At 39.1% G+C, this 23,818-nt stretch carries 27 protein-coding genes; 3 read left to right on the top strand and 24 right to left on the bottom strand.

Annotated features, from left to right (window positions below; all coding sequences use genetic code 11):
* Window positions 1–233: 233 nt before the first annotated feature.
* From FLM54_RS07755 to FLM54_RS07795, 9 genes are read right to left on the bottom strand one after another with little or no spacing between them, the layout of a single operon-like run.
* The gene (locus FLM54_RS07755; protein WP_178956072.1) at window positions 234–584 is read right to left on the bottom strand and encodes a hypothetical protein; all 351 of its coding nucleotides are present in this window, start codon (window positions 582–584) and stop codon (window positions 234–236) included.
* Window positions 584–1,390, bottom strand: a complete 807-nt coding sequence (locus FLM54_RS07760) for a hypothetical protein (RefSeq protein ID WP_178956073.1) — start codon at window positions 1,388–1,390, stop codon at window positions 584–586. The genes FLM54_RS07755 and FLM54_RS07760 overlap by 1 nt, the downstream gene beginning before the upstream one ends.
* Window positions 1,380–1,898 (bottom strand): hypothetical protein, encoded by a 519-nt coding sequence (locus FLM54_RS07765; protein ID WP_178956074.1) that lies wholly within the window; start codon window positions 1,896–1,898, stop codon window positions 1,380–1,382. The genes FLM54_RS07760 and FLM54_RS07765 overlap by 11 nt, the downstream gene beginning before the upstream one ends.
* Window positions 1,831–2,310, bottom strand: a complete 480-nt coding sequence (locus FLM54_RS07770; RefSeq protein WP_178956075.1) for a hypothetical protein — start codon at window positions 2,308–2,310, stop codon at window positions 1,831–1,833. The genes FLM54_RS07765 and FLM54_RS07770 overlap by 68 nt, the downstream gene beginning before the upstream one ends.
* On the bottom strand, window positions 2,300–2,515 hold the full coding sequence (locus FLM54_RS07775; protein ID WP_178956076.1) for a hypothetical protein: 216 nt from the start codon (window positions 2,513–2,515) through the stop codon (window positions 2,300–2,302). The genes FLM54_RS07770 and FLM54_RS07775 overlap by 11 nt, the downstream gene beginning before the upstream one ends.
* Window positions 2,508–4,553, bottom strand: coding sequence for a hypothetical protein (locus FLM54_RS07780; RefSeq protein ID WP_178956077.1), 2,046 nt, complete (start codon window positions 4,551–4,553; stop codon window positions 2,508–2,510). Before FLM54_RS07780 ends, FLM54_RS07775 begins: the two co-directional genes overlap by 8 nt.
* Window positions 4,550–4,798: a hypothetical protein gene (locus tag FLM54_RS07785; protein WP_178956078.1), complete on the bottom strand. Its 249-nt coding sequence runs from the start codon at window positions 4,796–4,798 to the stop codon at window positions 4,550–4,552. Before FLM54_RS07785 ends, FLM54_RS07780 begins: the two co-directional genes overlap by 4 nt.
* Window positions 4,795–5,034, bottom strand: coding sequence for a hypothetical protein (locus FLM54_RS07790; RefSeq protein ID WP_178956079.1), 240 nt, complete (start codon window positions 5,032–5,034; stop codon window positions 4,795–4,797). Before FLM54_RS07790 ends, FLM54_RS07785 begins: the two co-directional genes overlap by 4 nt.
* Window positions 5,031–5,270, bottom strand: coding sequence for a hypothetical protein (locus FLM54_RS07795; RefSeq protein WP_178956080.1), 240 nt, complete (start codon window positions 5,268–5,270; stop codon window positions 5,031–5,033). The genes FLM54_RS07790 and FLM54_RS07795 overlap by 4 nt, the downstream gene beginning before the upstream one ends.
* A gap of 247 nt (window positions 5,271–5,517) precedes the next feature.
* Here FLM54_RS07795 and FLM54_RS07800 point away from each other — a divergent pair, with 247 nt between their 5' ends.
* Window positions 5,518–5,796 carry a hypothetical protein gene (locus FLM54_RS07800; protein ID WP_178956081.1) on the top strand — a complete coding sequence of 93 codons (279 nt, stop codon included), beginning with the start codon at window positions 5,518–5,520 and terminating at the stop codon, window positions 5,794–5,796.
* Between the two features lie 244 nt (window positions 5,797–6,040).
* On the opposite strand, the gene FLM54_RS07805 is transcribed toward FLM54_RS07800, so the two are convergent.
* The 6 genes from FLM54_RS07805 to FLM54_RS07830 all read right to left on the bottom strand — a co-directional run bounded on the left by FLM54_RS07805 (window position 6,041) and on the right by FLM54_RS07830 (window position 10,202).
* Window positions 6,041–6,352, bottom strand: coding sequence for a DUF1090 domain-containing protein (locus FLM54_RS07805; RefSeq protein ID WP_256729697.1), 312 nt, complete (start codon window positions 6,350–6,352; stop codon window positions 6,041–6,043).
* 140 nt (window positions 6,353–6,492) lie between these two features.
* Window positions 6,493–7,461, bottom strand: a complete 969-nt coding sequence (locus tag FLM54_RS07810) for an ATP-dependent 6-phosphofructokinase (RefSeq protein WP_178956082.1) — start codon at window positions 7,459–7,461, stop codon at window positions 6,493–6,495.
* Between the two features lie 183 nt (window positions 7,462–7,644).
* A complete protein-coding gene (locus FLM54_RS07815) occupies window positions 7,645–8,217 on the bottom strand; it encodes a tRNA-(ms[2]io[6]A)-hydroxylase (protein WP_008114635.1) in 573 nt (190 codons plus the stop codon).
* Window positions 8,218–8,285: 68 nt separating this feature from the next.
* The gene (locus FLM54_RS07820) at window positions 8,286–8,924 is read right to left on the bottom strand and encodes a sulfotransferase (protein WP_178956083.1); all 639 of its coding nucleotides are present in this window, start codon (window positions 8,922–8,924) and stop codon (window positions 8,286–8,288) included.
* A 6-nt stretch (window positions 8,925–8,930) separates the two neighbouring features.
* The gene (locus FLM54_RS07825; protein ID WP_178956084.1) at window positions 8,931–9,827 is read right to left on the bottom strand and encodes a transporter substrate-binding domain-containing protein; all 897 of its coding nucleotides are present in this window, start codon (window positions 9,825–9,827) and stop codon (window positions 8,931–8,933) included.
* Between the two features lie 6 nt (window positions 9,828–9,833).
* The gene (locus tag FLM54_RS07830; protein ID WP_138607320.1) at window positions 9,834–10,202 is read right to left on the bottom strand and encodes an MAPEG family protein; all 369 of its coding nucleotides are present in this window, start codon (window positions 10,200–10,202) and stop codon (window positions 9,834–9,836) included.
* 122 nt (window positions 10,203–10,324) lie between these two features.
* On the opposite strand from FLM54_RS07830, the gene FLM54_RS07835 reads away from it, so the two are divergent.
* On the top strand, window positions 10,325–11,686 hold the full coding sequence (locus FLM54_RS07835) for a DUF2254 domain-containing protein (protein WP_178956085.1): 1,362 nt from the start codon (window positions 10,325–10,327) through the stop codon (window positions 11,684–11,686).
* Here FLM54_RS07835 and FLM54_RS07840 read toward each other — a convergent pair.
* The 3 genes from FLM54_RS07840 to ggt form a co-directional block, all read right to left on the bottom strand.
* Complete coding sequence (locus FLM54_RS07840; protein WP_138607324.1) at window positions 11,683–12,393, bottom strand: SIMPL domain-containing protein; 711 nt, start codon at window positions 12,391–12,393, stop codon at window positions 11,683–11,685. The two genes, FLM54_RS07835 and FLM54_RS07840, sit on opposite strands and share 4 nt — an antisense overlap.
* A gap of 107 nt (window positions 12,394–12,500) precedes the next feature.
* Window positions 12,501–14,195, bottom strand: coding sequence for an NAD-dependent malic enzyme (locus FLM54_RS07845; RefSeq protein ID WP_178956086.1), 1,695 nt, complete (start codon window positions 14,193–14,195; stop codon window positions 12,501–12,503).
* 353 nt (window positions 14,196–14,548) lie between these two features.
* Window positions 14,549–16,327, bottom strand: a complete 1,779-nt coding sequence (ggt, locus tag FLM54_RS07850) for a gamma-glutamyltransferase (protein WP_178956087.1) — start codon at window positions 16,325–16,327, stop codon at window positions 14,549–14,551.
* 95 nt (window positions 16,328–16,422) lie between these two features.
* Here ggt and rrtA point away from each other — a divergent pair, with 95 nt between their 5' ends.
* Window positions 16,423–17,010 (top strand): rhombosortase, encoded by a 588-nt coding sequence (rrtA, locus tag FLM54_RS07855; protein ID WP_178956088.1) that lies wholly within the window; start codon window positions 16,423–16,425, stop codon window positions 17,008–17,010.
* A gap of 42 nt (window positions 17,011–17,052) precedes the next feature.
* Here the strand turns inward: rrtA and FLM54_RS07860 are convergent, their stop codons facing one another.
* The 6 genes from FLM54_RS07860 to purE all read right to left on the bottom strand — a co-directional run bounded on the left by FLM54_RS07860 (window position 17,053) and on the right by purE (window position 23,679).
* Window positions 17,053–19,554 (bottom strand): prolyl oligopeptidase family serine peptidase, encoded by a 2,502-nt coding sequence (locus tag FLM54_RS07860; RefSeq protein ID WP_178956089.1) that lies wholly within the window; start codon window positions 19,552–19,554, stop codon window positions 17,053–17,055.
* A gap of 105 nt (window positions 19,555–19,659) precedes the next feature.
* Window positions 19,660–20,829: an endonuclease/exonuclease/phosphatase family protein gene (locus tag FLM54_RS07865; RefSeq protein WP_178956090.1), complete on the bottom strand. Its 1,170-nt coding sequence runs from the start codon at window positions 20,827–20,829 to the stop codon at window positions 19,660–19,662.
* Window positions 20,829–21,758 (bottom strand): YeiH family protein, encoded by a 930-nt coding sequence (locus FLM54_RS07870; protein ID WP_138607334.1) that lies wholly within the window; start codon window positions 21,756–21,758, stop codon window positions 20,829–20,831. Before FLM54_RS07870 ends, FLM54_RS07865 begins: the two co-directional genes overlap by 1 nt.
* A 4-nt stretch (window positions 21,759–21,762) precedes the next feature.
* A complete protein-coding gene (locus tag FLM54_RS07875; protein ID WP_075169227.1) occupies window positions 21,763–21,987 on the bottom strand; it encodes a DUF2798 domain-containing protein in 225 nt (74 codons plus the stop codon).
* A gap of 64 nt (window positions 21,988–22,051) precedes the next feature.
* Window positions 22,052–23,194, bottom strand: a complete 1,143-nt coding sequence (locus FLM54_RS07880; protein ID WP_178956091.1) for a 5-(carboxyamino)imidazole ribonucleotide synthase — start codon at window positions 23,192–23,194, stop codon at window positions 22,052–22,054.
* A 2-nt stretch (window positions 23,195–23,196) separates the two neighbouring features.
* Window positions 23,197–23,679, bottom strand: a complete 483-nt coding sequence (purE, locus tag FLM54_RS07885; protein ID WP_008114610.1) for a 5-(carboxyamino)imidazole ribonucleotide mutase — start codon at window positions 23,677–23,679, stop codon at window positions 23,197–23,199.
* Window positions 23,680–23,818: the final 139 nt, after the last annotated feature.

Raw genomic sequence — 23,818 nt, forward strand, 5'->3', positions numbered from 1 at the left:
ACGTTTAACAGGACGTGCGGCGCGAACGTTTGTAAGAACGGCCAAAATTGCAAGCGTAACGCCTACAGAGATTAAAACTTTTTTATCTAACATAATTGATTACCCAATTTAAATGAGGGCGTTATTGCCCGTTAAAATTCGATATTCAATAAATCAAGCGTTTCGCTCTACGGTCGAGCGGGTTTCGCTCCCTAGATAGCGAAAAAGAGCGAAATTCGCTCTTTTTTGTTTCTTTATTCTAAAAAATCCTCATATAACATCTCAGTTAAAATGAACTCAGAAACCGCTTTTACCTTTGTTTTTATTCTTGGCCACCCCTTACCCTCGACACTCACGTCACGACCGTAAAAATAGGTTAAATTTCCAAAGCCGTCATTTTTTACCATTACAACAACAAATTCGCATTGTGATTTTTTAATAACGAACTTTATTGAAAAACCATCTACAGCAACTAACTGCTTGAAGTCAAAGCACTCTCTCGTCTTTATTTTTCCCGCTTCATTTTTTATATCGGAAATTACCCTTAATGCTCTCTGCCATTCTTTTGATAATGTCTTTCGTCTATAAACCGTATCGTAGCCCATCAGTCACACCTCAAGTCTTTAAATCGCATTTTAAAGCACTTACCAAAACCAGCTGATGCCTTGCATGTGCTTATATAATACGGCTCGATATTTCCTATTCCGCCGCGTGATTTCACCAAATAATGCAGTCGCTTTTTGTGGTGTTGGCTATTCTTTTTACTTAGTTGAATAACATCATTTAAATCAGCGTCTAACTCTACAGCAATGAGCTTTGCATCGTGCCGTGACTCTTGAGCGCCCAGCACTTTTCGCGGGCTGTTATTCCAAATTGTTTTTGGTACTTCCTGCGAACGCTGAAAAATAGTGTGAAGCACTAGGCCGTATTTTCGCCCACCCGTTGCCATTTCTCCCACTATTGAATTGTCTTTGCCTATTGCGGTTGATAGCTTTGCCAATTCTTCAATAATTACATCTAAGCGCCTGTTTCCGTCTGCGGCCATCCACATTAAACGCCCAAACCAGTGCAATTCTTTTTGCTTTGCTTCAACTGCTTGTTTTTGGCTTAGCGAGTCACTAAATTGCGGCGAATAAGCAACAACAAAACGCTGACCACTTCGCCACGCATCAGCGAAAGCCTGAGCGAATTTTGCTCGCGTTTGGTAGTGATAAACAGGCCGATTATTTAAACCATTAAAAGGGCTTTTTTTGCGTGCATCGAATTTGTAATCGTTATACAAATCAAAAATTGCAACTTGCTCACCCATTAGGCCGTCTATTAATTTTACTGCAGTTGTTTTACCGCCACCCGTGCCCGCCAAATAACAAACGTGTAACGGGTCTAGTTCGTTGTTTTCGTTAATAGCCAATTGTTACCTCCCCGCTTTTATCGTATTGCTTTTCGCTTTTTTGCTCTGATTTTTGGGCGTTTAATTCTTCTTTTGCTGCTTTTATTTGACCTCGAATAGATAACCCCGCCATTGCGAGCACGCCAAGTAACTTCATTTCTTCTTTGTATTTTACAAATAAAGCCTGTACCCACGGCGGCAAATTTGCACCCTTTGCATTTTTCAGCAATACAGGTGCGGCGGCTTCTGCTATTGCAACCCTTGTATCATTATCAATTGTTACAGGGTAATCAAATTGAGACTCAATAAAGCCCGCACCCGTATCAACAAAAAAACCCGCTGCTATTGCGGCGTCTTGCTCGCTCATTTCTTCGCTTTCGGTTTCGTTGGTTTCGCCATCCGTTTCGCTATCGTCACCATTAATAAAGCTATCTAATTCGCTATATCTTCTTTCTGGCTCGCTATCGTCTAAGCCCTGCGATTGCTGCGAGTCCGGCGAATGCGCCGCAGATGAAGAAACCGAACCCATTCGCAGCCCCTCCATTGCTTGTGCTAATACTGTTTTGCTCGTTGTTAATTCGCTTTGCTGGTTCGTTTGGTTCTCTTGTTCTTGCATTTGCTTTCTCCAATTCGGTTGTTTTACTTTCATTGTTAATTCGCTCGATTTCGTATTTTACTTCTGGCGGTATCCACTCACCGCCAGCGCTTAAATTTTGCGGGGCTGGCTCGCTATTTAAAGCGGGTAATTCTGGCGGTTTTTCGCCGATAGCTTTTCGCCATTTCGCTTGTAACTTTTCGCCGCTGCGCTTATCCATTCCGCAGTTTTTACAGTGAAGATATAAATATTTTCTGCCCGTTTTTTGCTGGCGAACTGCGGCAAAGCCACCGCAACCGTCACACTCAACCGCCCCCAAATCTGGATTGTTTGATTTAGTATTCATCATCACCCCCGTTAATTAATTGCTCCAAATTACTTAAGCTTAAAACCTGCTCTACTTGCTCCAAGCGATAATCAATATCAGCCACAAGCTCTATGGCATCATTCAAAATATTTTCAGCGGCGGCTATTTTTTTACCTGCTTGCAGTGGGCTTAACTTACTTGCATCTGCAATTTTTTCTTTAATCACTAATAATTTTTTATTCAAAATCTAATACCCCGTAATTATTTACAGGCTCAAAGCGACTGTAAAAATCACAAAGAGCACTCATTGAATTGTCATAAAATCGCCTTGTTTGTTTTAGCAATTTATTAACTGTGGATTCTTCTGTTTTTTCTTTTTCAACGTCTGCGGTTGTTGAATTTAAAAACGATGTTTTTAGTTGCCAACCTCTCACACCGATAGCCCAATCAATAAAGCCAACAAAGGCCGATTCACTGGCAAACTTGGCAACACCACCGCGTGCGAAATTCCCGTTTAATTCGGTCGATATTTCGCTAATTTTTTCGCTAACGTTTTCTAATTTTTGTTCAAGCTTTTCAACAAATTGCGCCCGCTTTTCGCTAAAGTCTTTTTTATTAACGTTTTTTAGCTTTTCGATAGTGCCTAATGTGTTTTTTAACTCTAATTGCTTGAATAGCTTTCGCTCTTTTTTCGCTTCAAGCCCTTGCATGTATTCTTGTATTAACCCGTACATGTGTTGCGCTTCATGGGTTGCGCAGTTTTCCCAACTTTCAGCGCGTGCGTGCTTTGATATGTTGTATCGGTTGCCGCGTATTTCACCCTGCGAACCCTCGCCACCTTTCACCATATAGCCAAGCGCTTTAAGCAAATAGCTTGCAGCCGCTTTAGCGTTTTTAATTCGCTCGATTGTTACAAAACCCTGCCCCCATAAACTTTCGATACGCGCCGCCCACTCATGAAAAAATACGGGCTCAACATTCCAGCGCATTAAAACGTGCGCGTGGTAGTTTTGTTCGCCAATACATTCAACCTCGTATTTTTCACCGTTAAATTCATATTCCTTTGAACCTAATTTTTTTACTGGCGCTTCAGCTACCCATAAGTAATCGAATACAGGTTTTTTTGTTGCTGATTGCTCGCACTCTATGGCGGTCACTTCCATTTTATTATTGGTAATTGCGCGTTTTTCGCATTGCTCTATGCACTCAACCGCACCCCATGGGTATAGCCTTTCGTTGTCGTGCATCAAATCAGATTCTACGCGGCCACTTGCGCCAACACTTGAAACTTTACCCCATGGATAAAGACGGTCATTTCTGCCAATGCACTCAATAAGCCCATACCTGTATTTTTTCGCTTTTGGGGTTTTTGAAATATCGCCAGTAGCAACAAAACCGCGCTTGTGCATTTTGCCAAGTGAGTCAAAAAAGCGGCTTAATTCTTGGCCTATGGTTGAACGCTCAAACGTGACAGCGGTAAACGGCGCAACTGAAACAATTTCAGGGTGAACCAATTCACCATTTGCCGTGTAAATTGCATTTAATTTTGTGCCCGCTGGGCGTTTTGCTACTTTCTGGTAATGGTTGTTATCAATGCGCCAACGTGCTTTAGCGTCTAGCGTTACAGTGGTAAAACAATTAAACCCACCTTTCACAGCTTGCATGTATAAGCCGCTATCGATAATTTTACCGCGTGCGCGGCTGGTTACTGTTTGAGTTATGCGCTCACCTGTGTTTGCGTCCGGCGCATCACTTGCGCGGGTATTTTGAGTGCAAACAACACGGAAACCATCACACCAATTGCGGCTTTGAAAATGCACCTTTGCGGTTTTATCTGCTTCAAGTGGTTTGCTGGCAAAATGTCCGCGTTCAATTTCTGCGGTTTTTTTCGGGGTGATTTCGCCCGTTTCAAGATTTAAAATCTCGTCACTATCAACACCTAGGCGCTCAGCGCGTTTCTTAGGCGTTAAATTATTAAGGGCATTGCGATATAAACTATCAAGGCGTTGCGCCTTATCAGCCAAAAGAGACTGTTTAGAACGCGGATTATCTTCGCGTTTTGGCTGTGTCGGACTTTTGCGCCTTTTGACAAGCCTATCTTTTTCCGCTTTCGCGGCCGCTTCGCGGATTTGTTTAGAGTGTGACTCGATATACTCAAGCCATGTCAATGACTCTTCAATATCACGCTCGGTTGCTGGCTGAACTGCAAACGCAGAAAAAGCGCCACTTTGGGCGCTTTGAATTGCATCTTCAATAATGCGTTCGGGTATCAATATATTCATATCTGTCCCGCCTTTAAATTTAGCGGTAGATACCCAACACCACAGTTAGTAACAACATGGCTAAGCCTTAAATCTAAAAGCATGTGCTGAGCTTGTAACCCTAGCTTTCTAAGAATATAAAGAAGTTTACACACTACAATAAAACCCATTAAAGGCAGCTCTTCGTTATTCTCGTTAAGTCTGTAAAGCTCGTTGATAGCCTGATACGCAAAGCCAGAAACTAAAAGTTGTTGATTCGTTCTCATAACTGTCCCGCCTTTGAATGATACGCGGCAGCATGTAAGGCATCGTAACGAATAGCAGAATCTGAACACTGATAATTGCGTTCGCGCTCTTGCTGTATTTGAATTTGTTGTTCGCGGCGCATTGCTGCCATTTTATTTTTAAATGCAAGTTTGAGTTGCGCTGCTTTTCCGCGTGCATAGTTCCAGTGCTGCTCATCATCGTGCAGCTCCTGAATATCTTGGTGAAATTGGCTCATAACGGCAACCCCGCAATTCTTGCTCTGCGGTAAATTAATTTTGCAAACACCAGTTCATCACGCCCAATGGCTGAGATAATATTTTGCTTAACACCGCTATTTATATGACTTACTAACCTGCATTGCTCTGTTACGCCTGAGTCTCTAAAAAGCCTTATTTTATGAAATAAAACCTCAAATTTTTTTACTTTTTCGCGCTTAAGTTTAAATAACTCACCACTTTTGAATTGACACATAATTATCCCCTTGGCGAAGGCCTTACAATTTTTTACGTTTTGTTCATGCTTGGTTTTGTGTGCGGCGGTTACTCTTTAAATTAAGTAACCGCCACCCGCCGCCAAGCGAATAAAGCAGTCGTGCGACTGCTTCGTAAGGGATGATAGTCAAGTGCGCATTACTAGGTCAAGTACTCAGGACTAATGCAATAGTGATTGACTACGACTATAATCAAAATACCGACACGCCAAGACGGACACAAAACGTATGAAAATAACCAACTCACTTGAGCTTTTAGAATGGTTTAAGAGCACCGCAGATATTGACTCTGACTATATGGTTAGCAAACTGACTGGTATATCAAAACAAGCAGTTAGCAATGTTAGAACGGGGAAAGGTGAATTTAAGGACTATACTTCACTAAAGCTTTTATTAATCGCAGACCACCCTAAACCATTGGAAACAATGGCCTTATTGGAGGCTTATAAGGCTGAATTTAAAGGTGATAATGACCTCGCTGAAATTTGGCGTAAAAGCGTTGCTTAAGTGATTTTTACCCCCGTCAAAATGTCGTTACTATTATCGGTAAATGTAGGGCCCTTGCGGCCTACATTAAAATCAAAGGCTTACGATTTATATTATGTTAAATAAGATAAGAGTGTACTTTATCAAACCAACTATTGGCAATTAGGTCACTTATAAACACGGTATTTTAGCCCTTTTATCGCATAATATTTATATTCAATAAAATGCTCTACTTTATTAAATATAAAAACTCTGTAATGACATTTTAATTAACCAAACTATTTAGCTCATCAATTAATTGCTTAAGCTGTTTAGTTTCGTCGCTTAGCTTTTGCTGATACTTTTCAACTTTGCCATGCTTACCTTGGCGCTTAGCTTTTTTAAGATCGATTTTATATTCTTCAATTTCTGAATTTGTATCATCTATTTTTTGTTGTAACTCTGCTTTTAATCCATCATTGGTACAATATGCGTTTATGTTATTAAGTGCTTTATTAAGACCTGCAACTTTGTGTGAATTACCTTGGCGTTTTGAAGCTAATAACTCGAGGTTAACTTCACAGGCTTTTTCGCACATCCCGTTAAATCTGCACAATCATCTTTGGCCAATACGACTGTTGAACCGGCTAATAAAAAACTTATTGTAATACCTTTAATAATTGTCATTTTATAATTTTTATTATCTCGCATTGTTCATTATTCCCATTTAATTAGTCGTTAGCGACAAAATACAGATAACAGCCCTTGCAGCTCTTCATTTATAACATGTTGTTTTACAACACCTTGAATAGGAGTATTTGAAGCTGTGTTATTTAAAATACCCACCATTTTAGCGCTTTCTCCAGCACATAAAGCCTTAACACTGTGTACGCCTAATCTTATTGCTAACATACGATCCGCAGCCGATGGGTTTCCGCCGCGCTGTAAGTGCCCTAGCTTGGTTACACGTAAATCTATACTTGGATTTACGGCAGTTATTTTTTCACATACATATTCAACACCATTTTCATCGCCCTCAGATACCACCACGATAAATGCGTGTTCGCTATGATAATCGCTAATCTTTAGCAATAAATCATCGATATCTTTGTCATTTTCAGGGATCAATACTGAATCTGCACCAGAGGTTAAACCGGCATAAGTGCCAATATATCCGGAATCACGCCCCATAACTTCAATAACAAACACCCTATTATGTGATTCTGCAGTATCTCTAATATTATCAATACATTGCATTGATGTGTTTACTGCCGTATCAAATCCTAAGGTGTAATCTGTGCCTGCAATATCGTTATCTATGGTGCCAGGAATGCCAATATAAGGGATATTGGTTATGTGTGATAACCATAAACAGCCTCTAAAAGAGCCATCGCCACCTATGACAATTAAGGCATCAATATTATTATGTTCAATTGTAGCTAAAGCTTGCTGTCTACCTGCCTCCGTTCTAAATCTTTCACTGCGTGCGGTTTTTAAAACGGTACCACCCAAGTGCATACTCTGTTGCAGGTTTTTACAATCAAGTGTCACTAAATCATTATCAATTAAACCCTCATATCCTTTTCGAACTCCTGACACTTTTATGCCTTGTTGTTGAGCGGTTTTTACGATGGCAAATAAAGCGGTGTTCATTCCCGGAGCATCACCTCCAGAGGTAAGCACGGCAATATGATGAATTGGTTGCATCGGTTCACGTCCTTAAAGCAAGCTATACATTAAAATGATAATAGCTGTTTATTGTTAGGCAGTGTTAACTAAGTGCAGTTAAGTTGATCTAGTTATGCGTTATTAAACAATATTTTTCATAACAATAGAGGGAAGTATTTATATTGGCATGCTAACTTGCTATCAACATGCCGTGGTTAACTATTAATGTAGAGCAGCAGTAAACGGTATATTTTTACAAATTTCTGCTTCTATTATTAATAACTCTTCTAAACGATCATCAACTTCTTGTTTATCAAAGTATTCGTAAGCAAGTTCAACAAATAGATTTTTATGTTTTTCTTCAGACTTGGCTATCGCAACATAAAAATCTTTTTCTTTTCCTTCAGGTAAAGCTTCAGCAACTAAAGAAAAACGTTCGTGTCCCCTCGCCTCAATTACACCGCCAACAAGTAGCCTGTCCATTAAAAAACCATCGCGACCATGTCTAAAGTGTGCGCGAATTTGTTTAATGTAAGGGTCTTTTTTATCGTCACCTAAATTAGTATCACGCTCAATGAGTAATTTCAGCACTTGCTTGAAATGAATTAACTCTTCTAAGGCTAAGTCAGTCATGGCTTTAACTAATTTACGCTTATCAGGGTAATGTGAAAGCATAGACATAGCCATGCCCGATGCTTTTTTTTCAGCAGCAGCGTGGTCTTGTAAAAAAGTTTCAAAGTCGGCTAAAACAACTTCGGTCCATTCAAATGGCGTGTGGTATTTTAATTCAAACATATGGATACAACTTATAAAATAATGCGTGGATTTTAGCGTATTTAAAAATAAAAATCTTTGCTCGCGGTTTAAATTTGTCTCTCATAAGGTAAAAATTTATCTATCCGCCCTTTCGCTGTCGATTCAATTTTTAATGGATGTTTTATATCATTCCACGCGGTGACCTTACCCCCCATATTCATTTTTTCAAAACCATTTAACTCAGAGGTAATATTTAAAAAATCACAAAGCTGACTAAAACTGTTAGGGTTGGCAATATCTATCGCTAAAAAATCATCTTCTCGATTACTAAAATAAGCCTTAGCATTATTAATGTGTACGTTATAACAATCAGTTAAATACTGGTCGTTATTTATATTCTCTAGTGAAAAGTCTTTAAATGTATTTAAATAACAGCGCTTTAAATGAATGTTAAAGCCACCATCTGCACGGGTTAAATTAGTGTGCATTCGCTGTAAAAGCTGTCTTATTGATGGTATCCATGCAGTAAGCTCTCGCTCTAAATATATAAATTTTGCGCCAGGATAGTATTTATCTAATACTTTAAAATCGTTAAATATGGGAGTGTCTGCAATTGCGACCGCATTATCAAAACAGGCGGTAGTGTATGCAGTATGAGCAGTTGGTATACCAAAATGTAAAAATGCATTGCATACACTGGTGGTACCGGTTCGCGGTAAGCCAATAATAAATATTTTTTGTTTCATGGGGTTTTACATGTCTTTTTCTGAAAACCAAAGTGAAGTATTATCAAGTGGTGTTAGTAATGGTAAGTTTTTGTTTTCTAATCTAATAATAATCTTATTTTTGATATCTGCGTGCTCAATGGCACTGCGATGATACGCATTAAATAAGCGATCAAACTCGCCATTTTTACGCATGACCGCTAAGCCATTTTCAACAGCATAGGCCAACTCGGGCGTATCTTTACTAAAAAAGAAGTAAATTGCACTTGGGTATTGCAGTATTAACTGAGGAAGAGTTGTAAGTTTTGCATCACCTTTAAAGGTATTTAGCTCCGTTTCAACCTCAAGCAACGAACGAGGAAATACATCGCCCCTGCCTTTAATTAACATATTAAACAAAGAGCTGTATTCAATTGATGTTACTACAGGTAAACCGCTATCTAATAATATTTGTGTATCAGGCCAATCATGTCCCTGTATAAAATGTACTTGTTTGAAATCGCTCAGACTATTCATGCTTGAAAAACTATTGAGCTTATTTTGTGTGGTTACCAATAAGCGCCACCCGTATAAACCTTTAAAAATAGGCACTCTTACGGGCAATAGCTCTTTTTCTCGCTGCTGTGAAGTCATGGTCCATGCAACGTTGACTTCATCATTATGTATAATTTGTTTTAATGAGCGGCTTTGAGGCATAGAAATACTCGATGCTTTTAATGTATATTTTGCGCCGCTGTATTGTAAGGCCGTTCTCAATAAAACTAACGGATAAAGAATTTCATCTTCACCAACTCGCATCGTTTTTGGATAAACATAATTTAAACAATCAATACTTTGATTGCTATTGTCATTTTCTATTGCCCATACAAATGACGCCAACGAAGTGGCAAAACATAAGCTTATAAAAACAATAGCGAATCGCATCTTTATTTATCGACTTAACAATAAAATTAAGGAACTTACAAAAAGAATAGCAAAAGTCATCATCATACTTAATACACGTGCTTTTAGATTGTTAGTACTAATAGCTGAGCCATGAAGTGCACGGCTTATAAATAGCAAACCGCCAAGTGCATGCATATAATGACTTGCTAAGCCTTGATACTCTAATAAGAAGAGTAAAATTAGGCTAATTGGTACATACTCAATAAAATTCCCATGAGCTCGAGTTGCACGTTCAAGCTCAGGATGACTCCCATTACCAAGTGAAATGCCTTCAGACTTGCGTATTTTTACAACATTAATACTCAGGTAAATATAATATAGTGCCAGTAAAGCCGCATAACTCGATATAATCACAGTATTTTTCCATTTAATTTTTAAGCAATAATAACACATAACTTAAGCTGTAAAATCACTTACTTTAGTATCAAATATGCTAGAGTGATTTATAGATTGGTATCGTAATAAGTAAGGATAATATGTATTTAAGAACAAAAATAACCAATAGCTACCGCGAAATAATTAACAGTATTGGGTTTTATCCCTCATTATTATCTGTTGCTTTTTTATTTTTTGCCGTACTGACAATGTCAGTCGAGTACTTAGCCCCCATCGGAAAACTTAAATCACTAATTTCATTTATATTAGTTGATAGCGCAGAAAACGCACGTACCATTTTAAGCACCCTCGCTGGCAGCATTATTTCGTTAACCGTATTTAGTTTTTCTATGGTGATGGTGGTATTAAATTCAGCCAGTGCTAGCTTATCCCCCCGAGTTGTTCCTGGGCTCATTACCCGTAAATCACACCAAATGGTATTAGGGTTTTATTTGGGTAGTATTATTTATTCAATAATAATGCTGATAAATATCAACAAACTCGATAATGGTAATACCGCGATTCCCTCACTTGGCGTATTGTTTGCGCTTGTTTTTGGGTTAATATCTTTAGGATTATTTGTATTTTTTATTCATTCTATTTCAAAAGCAATACAAGTAGATAACGTATTAAATGGCTTGTTTAGGCAAACAAAAAAAGAAATTCAAGACATTATCAATATGCAAGACGAAAACCCCGTTGATAACTTTCCCGAGTTTTCAAACTGGCATTCAATAAACAGTACAACCGAGGGTTACTACAAAGGGGTTCATTCTAATAAATTATGTGCCCTACTAGCAGATGAAAATATTGAGCTGTTTATTACGGTTAAGCAAGGTTATTTTACAGTTAAAGGTTACCCGTTTTTAAAGTGTAATAAGGACATATCTGAGAACGAAGAGTTAATTGAGAAAATTTTAGATTGTTTTATTTTTTATATAGAAGAATACATTAGCGACCATTACCGCTATGGGTTAACACAAATATCAGAAATTGCCGTAAAAGCTATGAGCCCAGGAATAAACGATCCGGGTACTGCCGTTAAATCTATTGATATGCTCAGTATATTATTAATAGAACGACTAAAGATTAATGCAATAAATTATTCATGCTATCAAAAAGATGAGCAACCATTGTTGTACTTTCATGAAACCAGTTTTGATGAACTGCTTCATGATAACTTCACCCCTTTACGCAATTATGCAAAAGCCGATGCCTATGTAATGACTAACGTTATTGAAGCATTTAAAAATATTTTATTTATTGCTAATGAGAATGTGGATGCACGAAACAGTGTGTTTAATTATTTAAATGCCATTGTTGATGATATTAATCAGCACATAGTTAACGAATACGATCGTCAAGAGATTAGTAATATGCTGTATGCCATTGTGCGTATTAGTGAATCACAAGGAAAGCAGTTGGTGGCACGATTTGAGCGCCACCCATCTATAAGCGCTTAATCAATATAATAAATTGCGTAACTTGATGCGCTTATTGTAATTTCACCAGCATGATATGCATCGGGTACATAGTTACTCGGTGCACCATCAGCCATCATTACTTTTTCACTGCGCATGTAAGGTACTGATGGCATATCAAGCGGACTTAAAGACGCACTATATAAGCCTTTCAATTCAACATCAAAATCAGCACTTAACTCTTTTGCCGCTGCTTTAGCTTGTTTAATAGCTAATTTTTGTGCTTTTTTGTGCAGCTCATCATAGTTGCTCGCTAAAAACTGCGTTTGTCTAATTTCATTAATACCGTTATTAACTAAACTTTGTAAAAGCTCAGGGTATTTATTAATCGCTGAGAGTTTAATTGTAAGCGTTCTGGATACTTTAAACCCGGTAAACTCTTGCTTACCTGTTTCGCGGTTATATTGATTATCACGATAGATTGAGATTTGACCAGCATTAATATCTGCATCAGCTACGCCTAGTTTTTTTACTAAACTAATTGCACTGGCCATAGTCGTATCAGTTTGTTTTTTTGCGGCAATTAAGTTTTTATCTATTTCCGTAATACCCACTGTTAATAAAACATGATCTGGCATAGTCGTTACCGATGCTTCACCTTTTACATAGATATGAGGCTCTTCAGGGGCATTAGTTGCATAGGCTGACGTGCTTAGCAAAGCAGCCGTTAAAATCGAAAGTGTTTTCATAGTTCTATCCTTTTAAATTGATTGCCTTAGTTAACACCTTATGTGGTTAATTGCAGATGAACAAGCATAAAAAAACAGGCAAAAGCCTGTTTTTTAGTAATGAAGCATTAAATGCTGCAACGCTTGTAGTTACGATACTTTGGTAACCAGTAGTTTCTGTCGATGGCTGCCCACAGAGCATCATCTGAAATCTCAAGCGCAACGCCCTCTTCAATTGCTTTTTTAGCGACTGCAAATGCAATACGTTTACTTAGTGTTTCAATTTCTGTTAGCGCAGGTAATAAGCTACCTTTGCCCGTATTAGCTAATGGTGATGACTCTGCCAACATTTCACTCGACATTATTAGCATCGCATCGGTAATACGCGTTGCTTTAGCAGCAATTACACCTAAGCCAATACCTGGGAAAATGTAGCTGTTATTACATTGAGGAATTGGGTAAGTAACGCCGTTATAAACAACAGGCTCAAATGGGCTACCTGTAGCTACAATCGCTTTACCATCAGTCCATTTAATAACATCTTTTGGGTAAGCTTCTACCTGTTTAGATGGATTACTTAACGGGAAAATAATAGGTGCTTCACAGTTTGCGTGCATAGCGCGAATAACTTGCTCAGTGAATAAGCCCGGTTGACCTGATACACCAATTAAAATATCTGGTTCTGCACAGTGCATTACATCTAATAATGACGCGTATTCGCCGCTGTAAGTCCAATCGGCTAGGCAGCTCGTTGGTTGCGCTAACATTTGTTGGAAGTCGCGTAAGCCTTCCATGCCATCAGTTAATAAACCAAAACGGTCAACCATAAATACTTGGCTGCGAGCTTGTGCTTCACTGATACCTTCGGCCACCATAGTGCTAACAATTTGTTCAGCAATACCACAGCCTGCAGATCCTGCGCCTACAAACACAACTTTTTGAGTCGAAAGTTTAGCGCCTTTAACACGACACGCTGCTAATAAAGACCCCACAGTAACCGATGCAGTACCTTGAATGTCATCATTAAAGCTACAAATTTCATTACGGTAACGCTTTAATAATGGCATAGCATTTGGTTGTGCAAAGTCTTCAAATTGCAGTAACACGCTTGGCCAACGACGCTTAACCGCTTTAATGAATAAATCTAAAAACTCATCGTACTCATCTTGCGCAATACGCTTATGGCGTGCACCCATGTACATTGGGTCGTTTAATAGTTTTTCGTTATTCGTGCCTACATCAAGCATAACCGGTAATGTATACGCTGGGCTAATACCACCACAGGCGGTATATAAAGAGAGCTTACCAATTGGAATACCCATACCGCCAATACCTTGGTCACCTAAACCTAAAATACGTTCGCCATCGGTAACCACGATAACTTTAACTTTACCTTTAGTGGCATTACGTAAAATATCGTCGATTTGGAAACGATCTTCATAGGAAATAAACAAACCACGTGCACTGCGGTAAATATCAGAAAATTTTTCACAGGCATCACCCACAGTTGGGGTGTAAATAATAGGCATCATTTCTTCAATATGATCACGCACTAAACGATAGTAAAGCGTTTCGTTATTGTCTTGAATAGCGCGTAAATAAATGTGCTTATTTAAATTGTCATTAAAACTTGAGTATTGTTGGTAACAACGCTCAACTTGTTCTTCTATTGTTTCGTAACGAGGAGGAAGTAAACCTGCAAGATTAAAGTTTTCACGTTCTTTTTGGCTAAAAGCACTTCCTTTATTCAATAATGGGGTTTCAATTAGGCCTGGGCCAGAATAAGGAATATAAAGATAATTAGGATCGGTATTTGTAGTCATATTTCCAAGCTTTACTGAATCTTAAATAATGATCTGCCATTATCATTGTTAAAGGCTAAATTGCAATGACATTTAAGCTTGTCAGACCATTGAAAATGTTCAAATACAAGCGCTACTTTAGTATAAAGCCACTCATATTTGGTGAATATGTTAGCTGCCGATTGTGGATTTAAAAATTAAACGCACATTAAACAAACGATTTCTTTTTTAATGGTAACAACACTGACGGCTATTTTTAGATTTGCTAATTTTTTACGTTAGTTAACATGCTATTTTCAATCAAATAGTTATTAACTATTAATCTGTTATATTTAAAACAGCAGGCAGCAAACCTGCTGTTTATTATACATGTTTTAAAATTTAAATGAGGCTTTATTATTACTTAAATCAGATAACGCCATCCCTTCTCTGCGCGGATCGGCGGCGCCATACAAGCGGTTGTTTTTAACTTCTACCGCATGCAGCCCTGAGTTTAAGTCAATGACACGCACATCATGGCCGCGCTTTTTAAGCTTAGGTACAAGCGCTTCAAGTTCAGTACCTTTTTCAAGGCTAGTATAATCATTACGATTAGTTGTACGCGGTAAATTAATGGCCTGTTGTGCATTTAAATCCCAATCTAAAACGCCAATAACAACTTGCGCTACATAATCAATAATACGACTCCCACCAGGAGAACCCACTACTAAACGTAAACTGCCATCTTGGTTAAAAACCATCACCGGAGACATTGAGCTGCGCGGACGTTTATGTGCTTCGACCCTGTTAGCCACCAATTTGCCATTTTTACGTGGCGAAAGTGAAAAATCAGTCAGCTGATTATTTAAAATATAACCATTAACCATCACTGTTGAGCCAAACGCCATTTCAATAGAGCTGGTCATTGAAACAGCGTTTCCTTTGCTATCCACAATTGATACATGCGAGGTAGAGGGCAGCTCAAAAGAATCATCGTTTGCATAGCTTAAGTGATCAACAGGGTTACCTGGCAATGCTTTTTGATCTTTTTCAGTAATTAATTTCGCGCGGGTGGCAATATAGTCTTTATTTAATAATTCTTGAGTAGGTACTTGGGTAAAGTCAGGATCGCCAATATATTTATTACGATCGGCAAACGCAATACGTGACGCTTGGCTAAAGTAATGAATTGCCTCGGCGCTATTGGCTTTAATATTTGCCATGTTTTTGTGTTCAAGCAAGCCTAAAATTTGTAGTACTGAGATACCGCCACTACTAGGCGGCGCCATCGAGCACACATTATACACTCGATATTTTATACAAACGGGTGCACGCTCTTTACTGCTGTAATTAGCAAGATCTTGCTCAGATAATTTACCAGGCGCAATTTTTGACTGCTGTACTGCTTTTACCATAGCTTTGGCATTATCGCCTTTATAAAACGCATCTATCCCTTTTGAAGCAATGTCTTTATATAAATTAGCTAATGGCTGATTTTTTTTAATACTGCCGACTTCAATTACTTTGCCATTAGGAAAAAAATACTCATTAATCACCGGCATACTCATTACGCCTGGGTTTAATTGTCTAACCAGTAAACCATGTAACCGAGGCGATACTTCAAACCCTTGTTCAGCAAGTTTAATCGCAGGTTCAAATAAGCTAGCCCAAGGTAAAGAACCGTACTGTTTATGGGCGCTGGCAAATGCATGTAAAATACCGGGTACGCCTACAGAGCGTCCACCTACAACCGCTTCAATCCATTTTACTGCGTTGCCGTGTTTATTTAAAAACAGGTTTTCATCGGCATTACTCGGCGCGGTTTCACGGCCATCAAAGCTGGTGAGTTTATTATTCGCTTTATTGTAATACATCATAAAGGTACCACCGCCAATACCTGATGATTGCGGCTCAACTAATGTAAGTACTAATTGGGTGGCAATAGCGGCATCAACCGCACTGCCGCCTTGCGCTAAAATGGCTTTACCAGCTTGTGAAGCATACGGGTTAGCGGCGGCTACCATGTACTTATCGCCAGCCACTAATTTCTTATGTACAACACCTGTGGCCGCTTCAGGTTCACGTGTTTCAATTGTGCTAGCGTTTTGTGCAAACAAAGGAAAAGACAAGGCACTTAGAGTCAGTGCGAATAAACAGTTGAGCTTAAAATTCATAATCACTTAATAAACTTAAATTGCATGGAAGATAATTGGCATCTTAAAGTTAAACAGGCACAATATGCAAAAATAAATATAAAAATGATCGCTAAATGCTTAATTTACCTCTTCAGCCGCGCTATGTTTTCCCTCCCTTATGTTTAATCGTATTAAGTACGTTCTTAGCATGGCTGGGGATAAACAACGAACTTGAATTTAATCGTCAACTGATTGAACAAGGCCAACTGTGGCGTTTGTTTACCAGCCAATTTGTACACGCCAATTGGGTGCACTTAGGGCTGAATTGTGCCGGTATAGCGCTTATTTGGTTATTGCATGGTGAGTATACTTCGCCAAGCAGATATAGTTTTAATATTGCCACATTGGCTATGTGGTGTGGCTTAGGTGTTTTTTGGTTTTGTCCCGCAATTACAATTTACACAGGGCTTAGTGCCCTATTGCATGGCGTGATCATTTGGGGAGCCATAAAAGATGTCACTGTTGGACTTAAATCAGGTTATGTGTTGTTTATTGGTGTTTGGGTAAAATTAATTGCAGAGCAAATAAATGGCCCTAGTGCTGATATAGGCGCATTGATCAACTCAACGGTGGCCGTTGATGCTCATTTAATTGGCGCGATTGGCGGCGCATTGTTGGGCGTTCCTTTAATTATTAAATTAATCAGCAAAAATAAAGAATAAAAAAACGCCACATTGTGGCGTTTTTTACTAATTTACCGCTATTTATAGTGTTTCTTTAAACAACTTATAAATACGACGGTATTCGTCTAACCAGCTCGAAGGCTGCACAAAACCATGCGGCTCTACTGGGAAGATTGCTGTTTCAAAGTTTTCTTTCTCAAGTTCTATTAAACGCTGCACTAAACGCACTGAATCTTGAAAGAACACATTATCATCAACCATAGGCGCATTAATTAATAAATGCTTTTTAAGCCCTTCAGCATAGTAAATAGGTGAACTACGCTCATAAGCTATTGGGTCAACATCTGGGTGATTCAAAATGTTAGCGGTATAGCCTGTGTTGTAATGTGCCCAATCAGTCACAGGGCGAAGCGCCGCTCCTGATTGAAACAAATCTGGCGCGGTAAATAACGCCATAAAGGTCATAAATCCACCGTATGAGCCACCATAAGTACCTACCGCTTGGGTATCAACGTTGGCATTTTCAGCCATCCATTTTACGCCGTCAGCTAAATCTTGTGTTTCAGGTGTTCCCATTTGACGGTAAATAGCAGTACGCCAATCACGGCCATAACCTTTAGAAGCACGGTAATCCATATCCATCACTACGTAACCTTCATCGGCAAGTAATGAATGAAACATAAATTCGCGAAAGTAACCAGACCAACCCATGTGTGAATTTTGCAGGTAACCGGCACCGTGGTTAAAAATAACCGCTTTACGGTTTTTACCTGTTTCACCTTCTTGGTAATCAGCCGGGTAATAAACTTTGGCGTATATTGGCTGATCTGTATGGCTTGAAGGCACAGCAACAATTTTAGGCGCCGTGAGTTTTTTAGCTAAGAACGCGTCAGATACCGTGTTAGTTAAACGAGTTGCGGTTGTGTTTGCTTTAGCCTCAGCCACATAAAGCTCAGTGGGTATAGTGATTTTAGAGTGTCTTAATAATAACTTAGACTGATCAGGGCTTAAGGTGTAATCCGTCATGCCGTTTAAGTCTGTTACTTGCTCGCTATCACCTGTTTGTAGATTAACGCGGTATATTTCGTAAAGGCCTGGATGCTCAATATTCGCTTTATAGTAAATAGCGCTATTGTCATCAGTAAGGGTTAAATTAGATACTTCAAATTTACCCATGGTAAGCGCAGTGGCTTTACCATCAAGTGGCTTTTTATAAAGTTGACTATAGCCCGACTCTTCTGATAAGTAATACAAGGTAGTGGAATTATTTAACCAACCAAAGTCGTTAAAGGCATAAGCAATCCACGCATCGTCATGTAAACGATGTTGAGACACAAGTTTGTTATTTTCAAAATCTACAGTGGCTAACCAACGATCTTTGTTATCCCATGCTTCAAGCATAATCGCTACTTGGCTACCATCATCGTTCCAGCTGATGGGTGATTGATTCCAACCCCAATCTGAAATAACGTTTATACCACGAGGTTGTTTTTTAGATTTATAGGTTTTACCTTCACGGGCGAAGTTTTCTTTTTTAACCTCAGCAAGTACATCTTCATCAAAACCAGGTAAAGTATTGAACCCTAATGTGGTTTGGCTTTGATCTGCAAGGTTAATATAAACAAGCTCAGAAGTTTGCTCTTTAGAATCAGCTACGCGGCGGCGAACTTTTTTAGGCTCTATCGTCGCATCATCAGTGATGTAATTAGGCATAATATCGCCTTCACCACGCCATGAGCTTTTTTCTTGTACGACTACAATTAACGCATCGCCATTTGGAGAAAGCTCTGCTTCATCAACCGTGTTGCCATCGCCTAAATAATAATGAGTGTTAGCAATTGAGCTGTTATTAGCTTTTACTTGCTCTTTACGCTCATGCTTATCTTGTTTATTTTTGTGCTGCAGTGCAATGTAATCAATAAGCTTATGTTGCTCTTTGGCAATATAAGTTGATGGTTCTTTTACGCCTTGTGGTTTGTCAGCGAGTTTTAAATTGGCTATTTCGCGGGTTAAACCTGTGGTTAAATCCACTTTGAAAAAGATATTACCCTGACGATACGCTAAGTTACCATCGTTTAAAAACTGTGGTTTTGACTCAGTAGCAGAGCTTTGCGTAATTTGTTTAATTACGCCTGACTTTACGTTTTTGATAAATACGTTACCCTCAAACACATAAGCTTGAAGTGATTTATCGTTAGAAAAAACAGCTTTACTTGAACCAACACGGTGTAATTTTTCTAGTGCCACTTGCTCTGCTGTTTGTGAGTTTACAGCTTGAGTGAATAAATCTCTTAGCTCACTACCTTGCTGCTTACGCGCATAAATAATGGTACTTGAATCTGCACTCCAAAATGCGCTTTGCGGTTGGCGTCCAATCCAATCAGGGTGAGCCATCGCTTGTTCAAGGGTAATTTTTGAATCGCCCAAATCTGCGGGCGTGTTAACAACACTAGCAACGGTGGTATTTGTTTGAATAGATGAGTCAGTAGAAGTTGTAGCGGTTGCTGTACAACCCGCTAACATAACACTTGATGCAACAGCGATTGCAACAAGTGTTTTAGAAGATGAGAATTTAAAAATCATAGTGCTTCTTGACGGTTATTATAATTAACCATATTTAAGCAGAAGCACCTTTATAATTGCAATTATTTAAGATAAACAACGCTGATATCGGGGTGAGTAACCCGTTTATTCAACCGTTAAATCAAGCCAGACTAATCGGTGGTCGCTTGATGCATTTCTATCTTTAATTAAACGATATAATTCGCTTTGTTTTTTCGGCCAAAAAACTCCACCATCTTTTATGGTTAAGCCATAATTTGAAGGGAGTACGTAATCAACGCGTGCTTGCCAATTAGCGGTATAGTTTTTAGCATAAGCTTGCGGGTATTGCTCTTTTGCGCCCTCACTGGTTGGAATAAAACCGGCGTTAATCAATGGGCTTTTAAGTATTTGGTCAGTAGTATTAGTACGCTTTTTATCACCTTCAGGTGCGGCATTTAGATCACCTAAAATCACAAATCGCGATTTTGCTGCAAGCCCACCCTTTTTACCATTATCATCATAAAGGTAACTTTCGTTATTAACGTAATCGGCAATAAGCCTAATTTCATCATGGTTACGAATGCCATTTCTGTCTTCATCGCCATCAAACACAGGCGGTGTTGGATGCGACGCTAACATATGGACTACTTTATCGTTTACTTTTACGGGTATATCCCAAAAAGATTTAGAGCTTAAACGTAAAGCATTCCACTCTTCATCGTTATACCAATTGGTATTGGTTTTTGGGTCAACTGGCATTTTTACATTAGGTAAATCTTTGTGCTTGAAGGTTTGTAATGTTCTGATGTTGTCAAAATCAATCGGGTAGCGAGATAAAAACGCCATTGCGTAATGGCCTTCAAAAAAACCAAAGCCCTGTGCATCACCCATTACCCCAGTTTTTTTGCCGTTATTGTCTAAGTCAAACTCAGTTGCTAAGCCGGTATTAACGGGGGCAATGTAAACGTATGGGTAATCAATTGCTGCTTGATTATTTTGCCCTACATTTAAGTAGTGGCTTTTAAAATACTCAATACCTTGCTCTTTTGGAATGTAGTCAAACTCATTGAGTAGTACTACATCTGGGCGGACGCGCTGGATTATTTCAGCAATATTTTTAATTTGCTGGTGGTTTGAACGCAGTGCATTTACCAGTGCATCACTTTTTACTTGTTCATTTTTAGCGGTGTAATTAGTGGCATCCATACTGACATTAAAGGTTGCTACGCGTAGCGATTCAGCCAATACAGGGCTGCTAGAAAAAACAGCAAATAACACACTACTGATTGCTGTAATACTAAGATTACGTTTCATTATATGAATCCATCTATAATTAATAATAAAATTGTGCTGCTGACTATAACCCACAAAGTAATTGCCATCAAAAATGGCTTTATACCTGCTTGCTTAAGAACCGATAGTGACAAACCACTGCCAATTAAAAACAGTGTAACCACTAATAATTGCTTAGCTGCACTATTAATAAGTTCCCATGTGGATGAAAACGACGGCATATAAGTATTTATTAATGCGGCTAATAAAAAGCCCACAATAAATAAAGGAATACTTGCCTTTTCATCAGAGCGCATAAACACTCCCGCAACCGCTGTATAAGGAATAATCCACATCGCACGGGTCAATTTCACCGTAGTGGCAATACTCAGTGCCACAGCACCATAAGTAGCCGATGCCCCTACTACGCTGCTAGTATCGTGAATGGCTAATGCGGCCCACAAACCAAATTGCTGTTGGGTTAACTCAAAATAATGCCCAATTGCGGGAAATAATAATAATCCCACGCCATTAAGTAAAAATACAATCCCTAAGGCAACAGCGACTTCGTGATCTTTAGCTTTTATAACCGGTGCCATAGCGGCAATGGCGCTGCCACCGCAAATAGCGGTACCAAATGAAATTAGCACGCCTGTATTACGATTAAGCTTAAAAACTTGGGTTAAAATCTCTCCAAACCCGATTATGGCAGTAATACTAACAATTGTTAATACTAAAGAGCTGCGTCCTACCTCAATTACTTCATTAAAATCAACAGCAAAGCCTAAGCCCACAACGGCAAGCTTAAGCATCACTTTACTGGCCTGTTGAGAAAGCTCACTAAACGGGTTGCCTAAGGTAATAGCAAATATAGCGCCTAAAACCAATGCACTTCCAGCACCTAAAAAAGGAGTCATACACAAAGCGAGTAAGAGTATAAATATTGGCTTATGCAATTTAGTGATAATCATCACTTTAAGGCCGAATAAGTTTATTTGTCAGTTTATGTACGACGGGAGCAACAAATATAACTGTAGGAAAAGCAATGCAAAAGGCAAATAACCAGGCTTTAAGCCATATAGCTACAATATTTTCGACCATTCCTACATTAAAAATTGAAATAACAAACGACATAAAGCCTGACATGAAAAGTGCCATAAAAAAAGCGAACACAATAGTACGAAACTTTGGGTGGATCATTGAAAAGAAACCTTTAGAAGGTAAAGCGATAAATTGAATTCAACTTACCGCTTGATTTTTTAACTTATAATAGCGATTTGCTAGTAGCTAATACGCCTGGGTAATCCTGCTCTGGCAAGCATGATGTAAGTTCAGCTAGGCGGTTACCTAATTGCTGTAAACTCTCACCCGAAACATTAATATGCCCCATTTTACGACCGGGCTTAACGCCTTTACCATACCAGTGACTGGTTACATCCGCCGTTTTTAAAACATCAGCAGGGATATGTGCTTGGCCTAATACATTGATCATAGCAGTAGGTTGCTTAATTTGCGTATTACCCAAAGGTAACCCTGCAACAGCACGCATATGGTTTTCAAATTGCGAGCAGTGAGCACCTTGCTGTGTCCAGTGTCCTGAGTTATGCACTCGAGGAGCTATTTCGTTAACTAATAACGTACCCTGTACATCAAAAAACTCTATGGCCAATACACCTACATAATTAAGCTCATTTGCAATACGGGTAAATGCTGAGGTTGCTTGGCTCTCTACTAAGCTATTATCTTTACCGGCTAGTGAAAGCGTTAATACACCATTGGTATGTTGGTTTTCAGTAAGTGGATAAATTGCAACGTTACCCTCTTTGTCGCGCGCGCCAATAATAGAGACTTCACGATCAAACGGGATCATTTTCTCAGCAATAATTGAATGAGGTGCATGCTCTGTACCTGAGGCAATAAAGTCAGCCATTTCAGCCCAAATAGTGTCTATTTCATCATCAGATTTTAAACGCCATTGGCCTTTGCCGTCATACCCAGCTTGGCAGGTTTTTATAACTAACGGCTTACCTAATATTTTAGCTGCTTGTTCAAGATGCGCTTTTTCAGTAATAAGTTGGTATGGTGCACAAGCTACTTCGGTTTTATCTAACAAGGCTTTTTCAAGCGAACGGTCACCACCGGTTTTTATTGCTTGTTTACCTGGATAAAACTTATTGCTATTGCAGCAAAGCGTTAATACATCATCGGGAATATGCTCAAACTCAGCGGTAATCGCATCTGCATCATTGATAGCTTGCTCAAGTGTGGTTGAATACACTTGGTTGGTTAGCGGGTGCACAATTTTTTGGCTGCCAACATCATAAGCAATCACATTTAAATTAAGCGGTGCGCCAGCAAGGCTCATCATTCGCGCAAGCTGCCCAGCACCTAAAATTAATATAGTCATTATTACTCTGCAGGATTTGGGTTAGCTAGAATAGTGTCGGTTTGCTCTTTACGAAACGCTTCAATTTTGGCGAAAATTTCAGGATTTTGACAGCCTAATATTTGTGCAGCCAATAAACCAGCATTAGCTGCACCTGGCTCACCAATAGCCAAAGTGCCTACAGCAACGCCCTTAGGCATCTGGCAAATAGACAATAATGAATCAACACCATTTAATGCTTTTGACTTAACTGGAACGCCTAAAACTGGCAATGATGTAAACGCTGCAGCCATACCCGGTAAGTGAGCCGCCCCACCTGCGCCTGCAATAATTACTTTAATGCCACGCTCGCTTGCTGAACTTGCATAATCAGCAAGTAATTGAGGAGTGCGGTGAGCAGAAACCACTTTAGTTTCATAAGCAATGCCAAATTTTTCTAGCATCAACGCAGCGTGTTCCATGGTTGGCCAATCTGATTTAGAACCCATAATAATGCCAACAGTCATAAATACTCCTCAGTAATGTATTTTAAAAATAGCGGACTTATGTCCGGTTTTATGGCGGGTATTATATACTTAAATACCGCAGTAATGCGACCAGCAGGCAATAAAAAAGCCATGTTAAACATGGCTTTTTTTAAATGCT

The organism is Pseudoalteromonas sp. Scap25 (assembly GCF_013394125.1).
Taxonomy (GTDB): domain Bacteria; phylum Pseudomonadota; class Gammaproteobacteria; order Enterobacterales; family Alteromonadaceae; genus Pseudoalteromonas.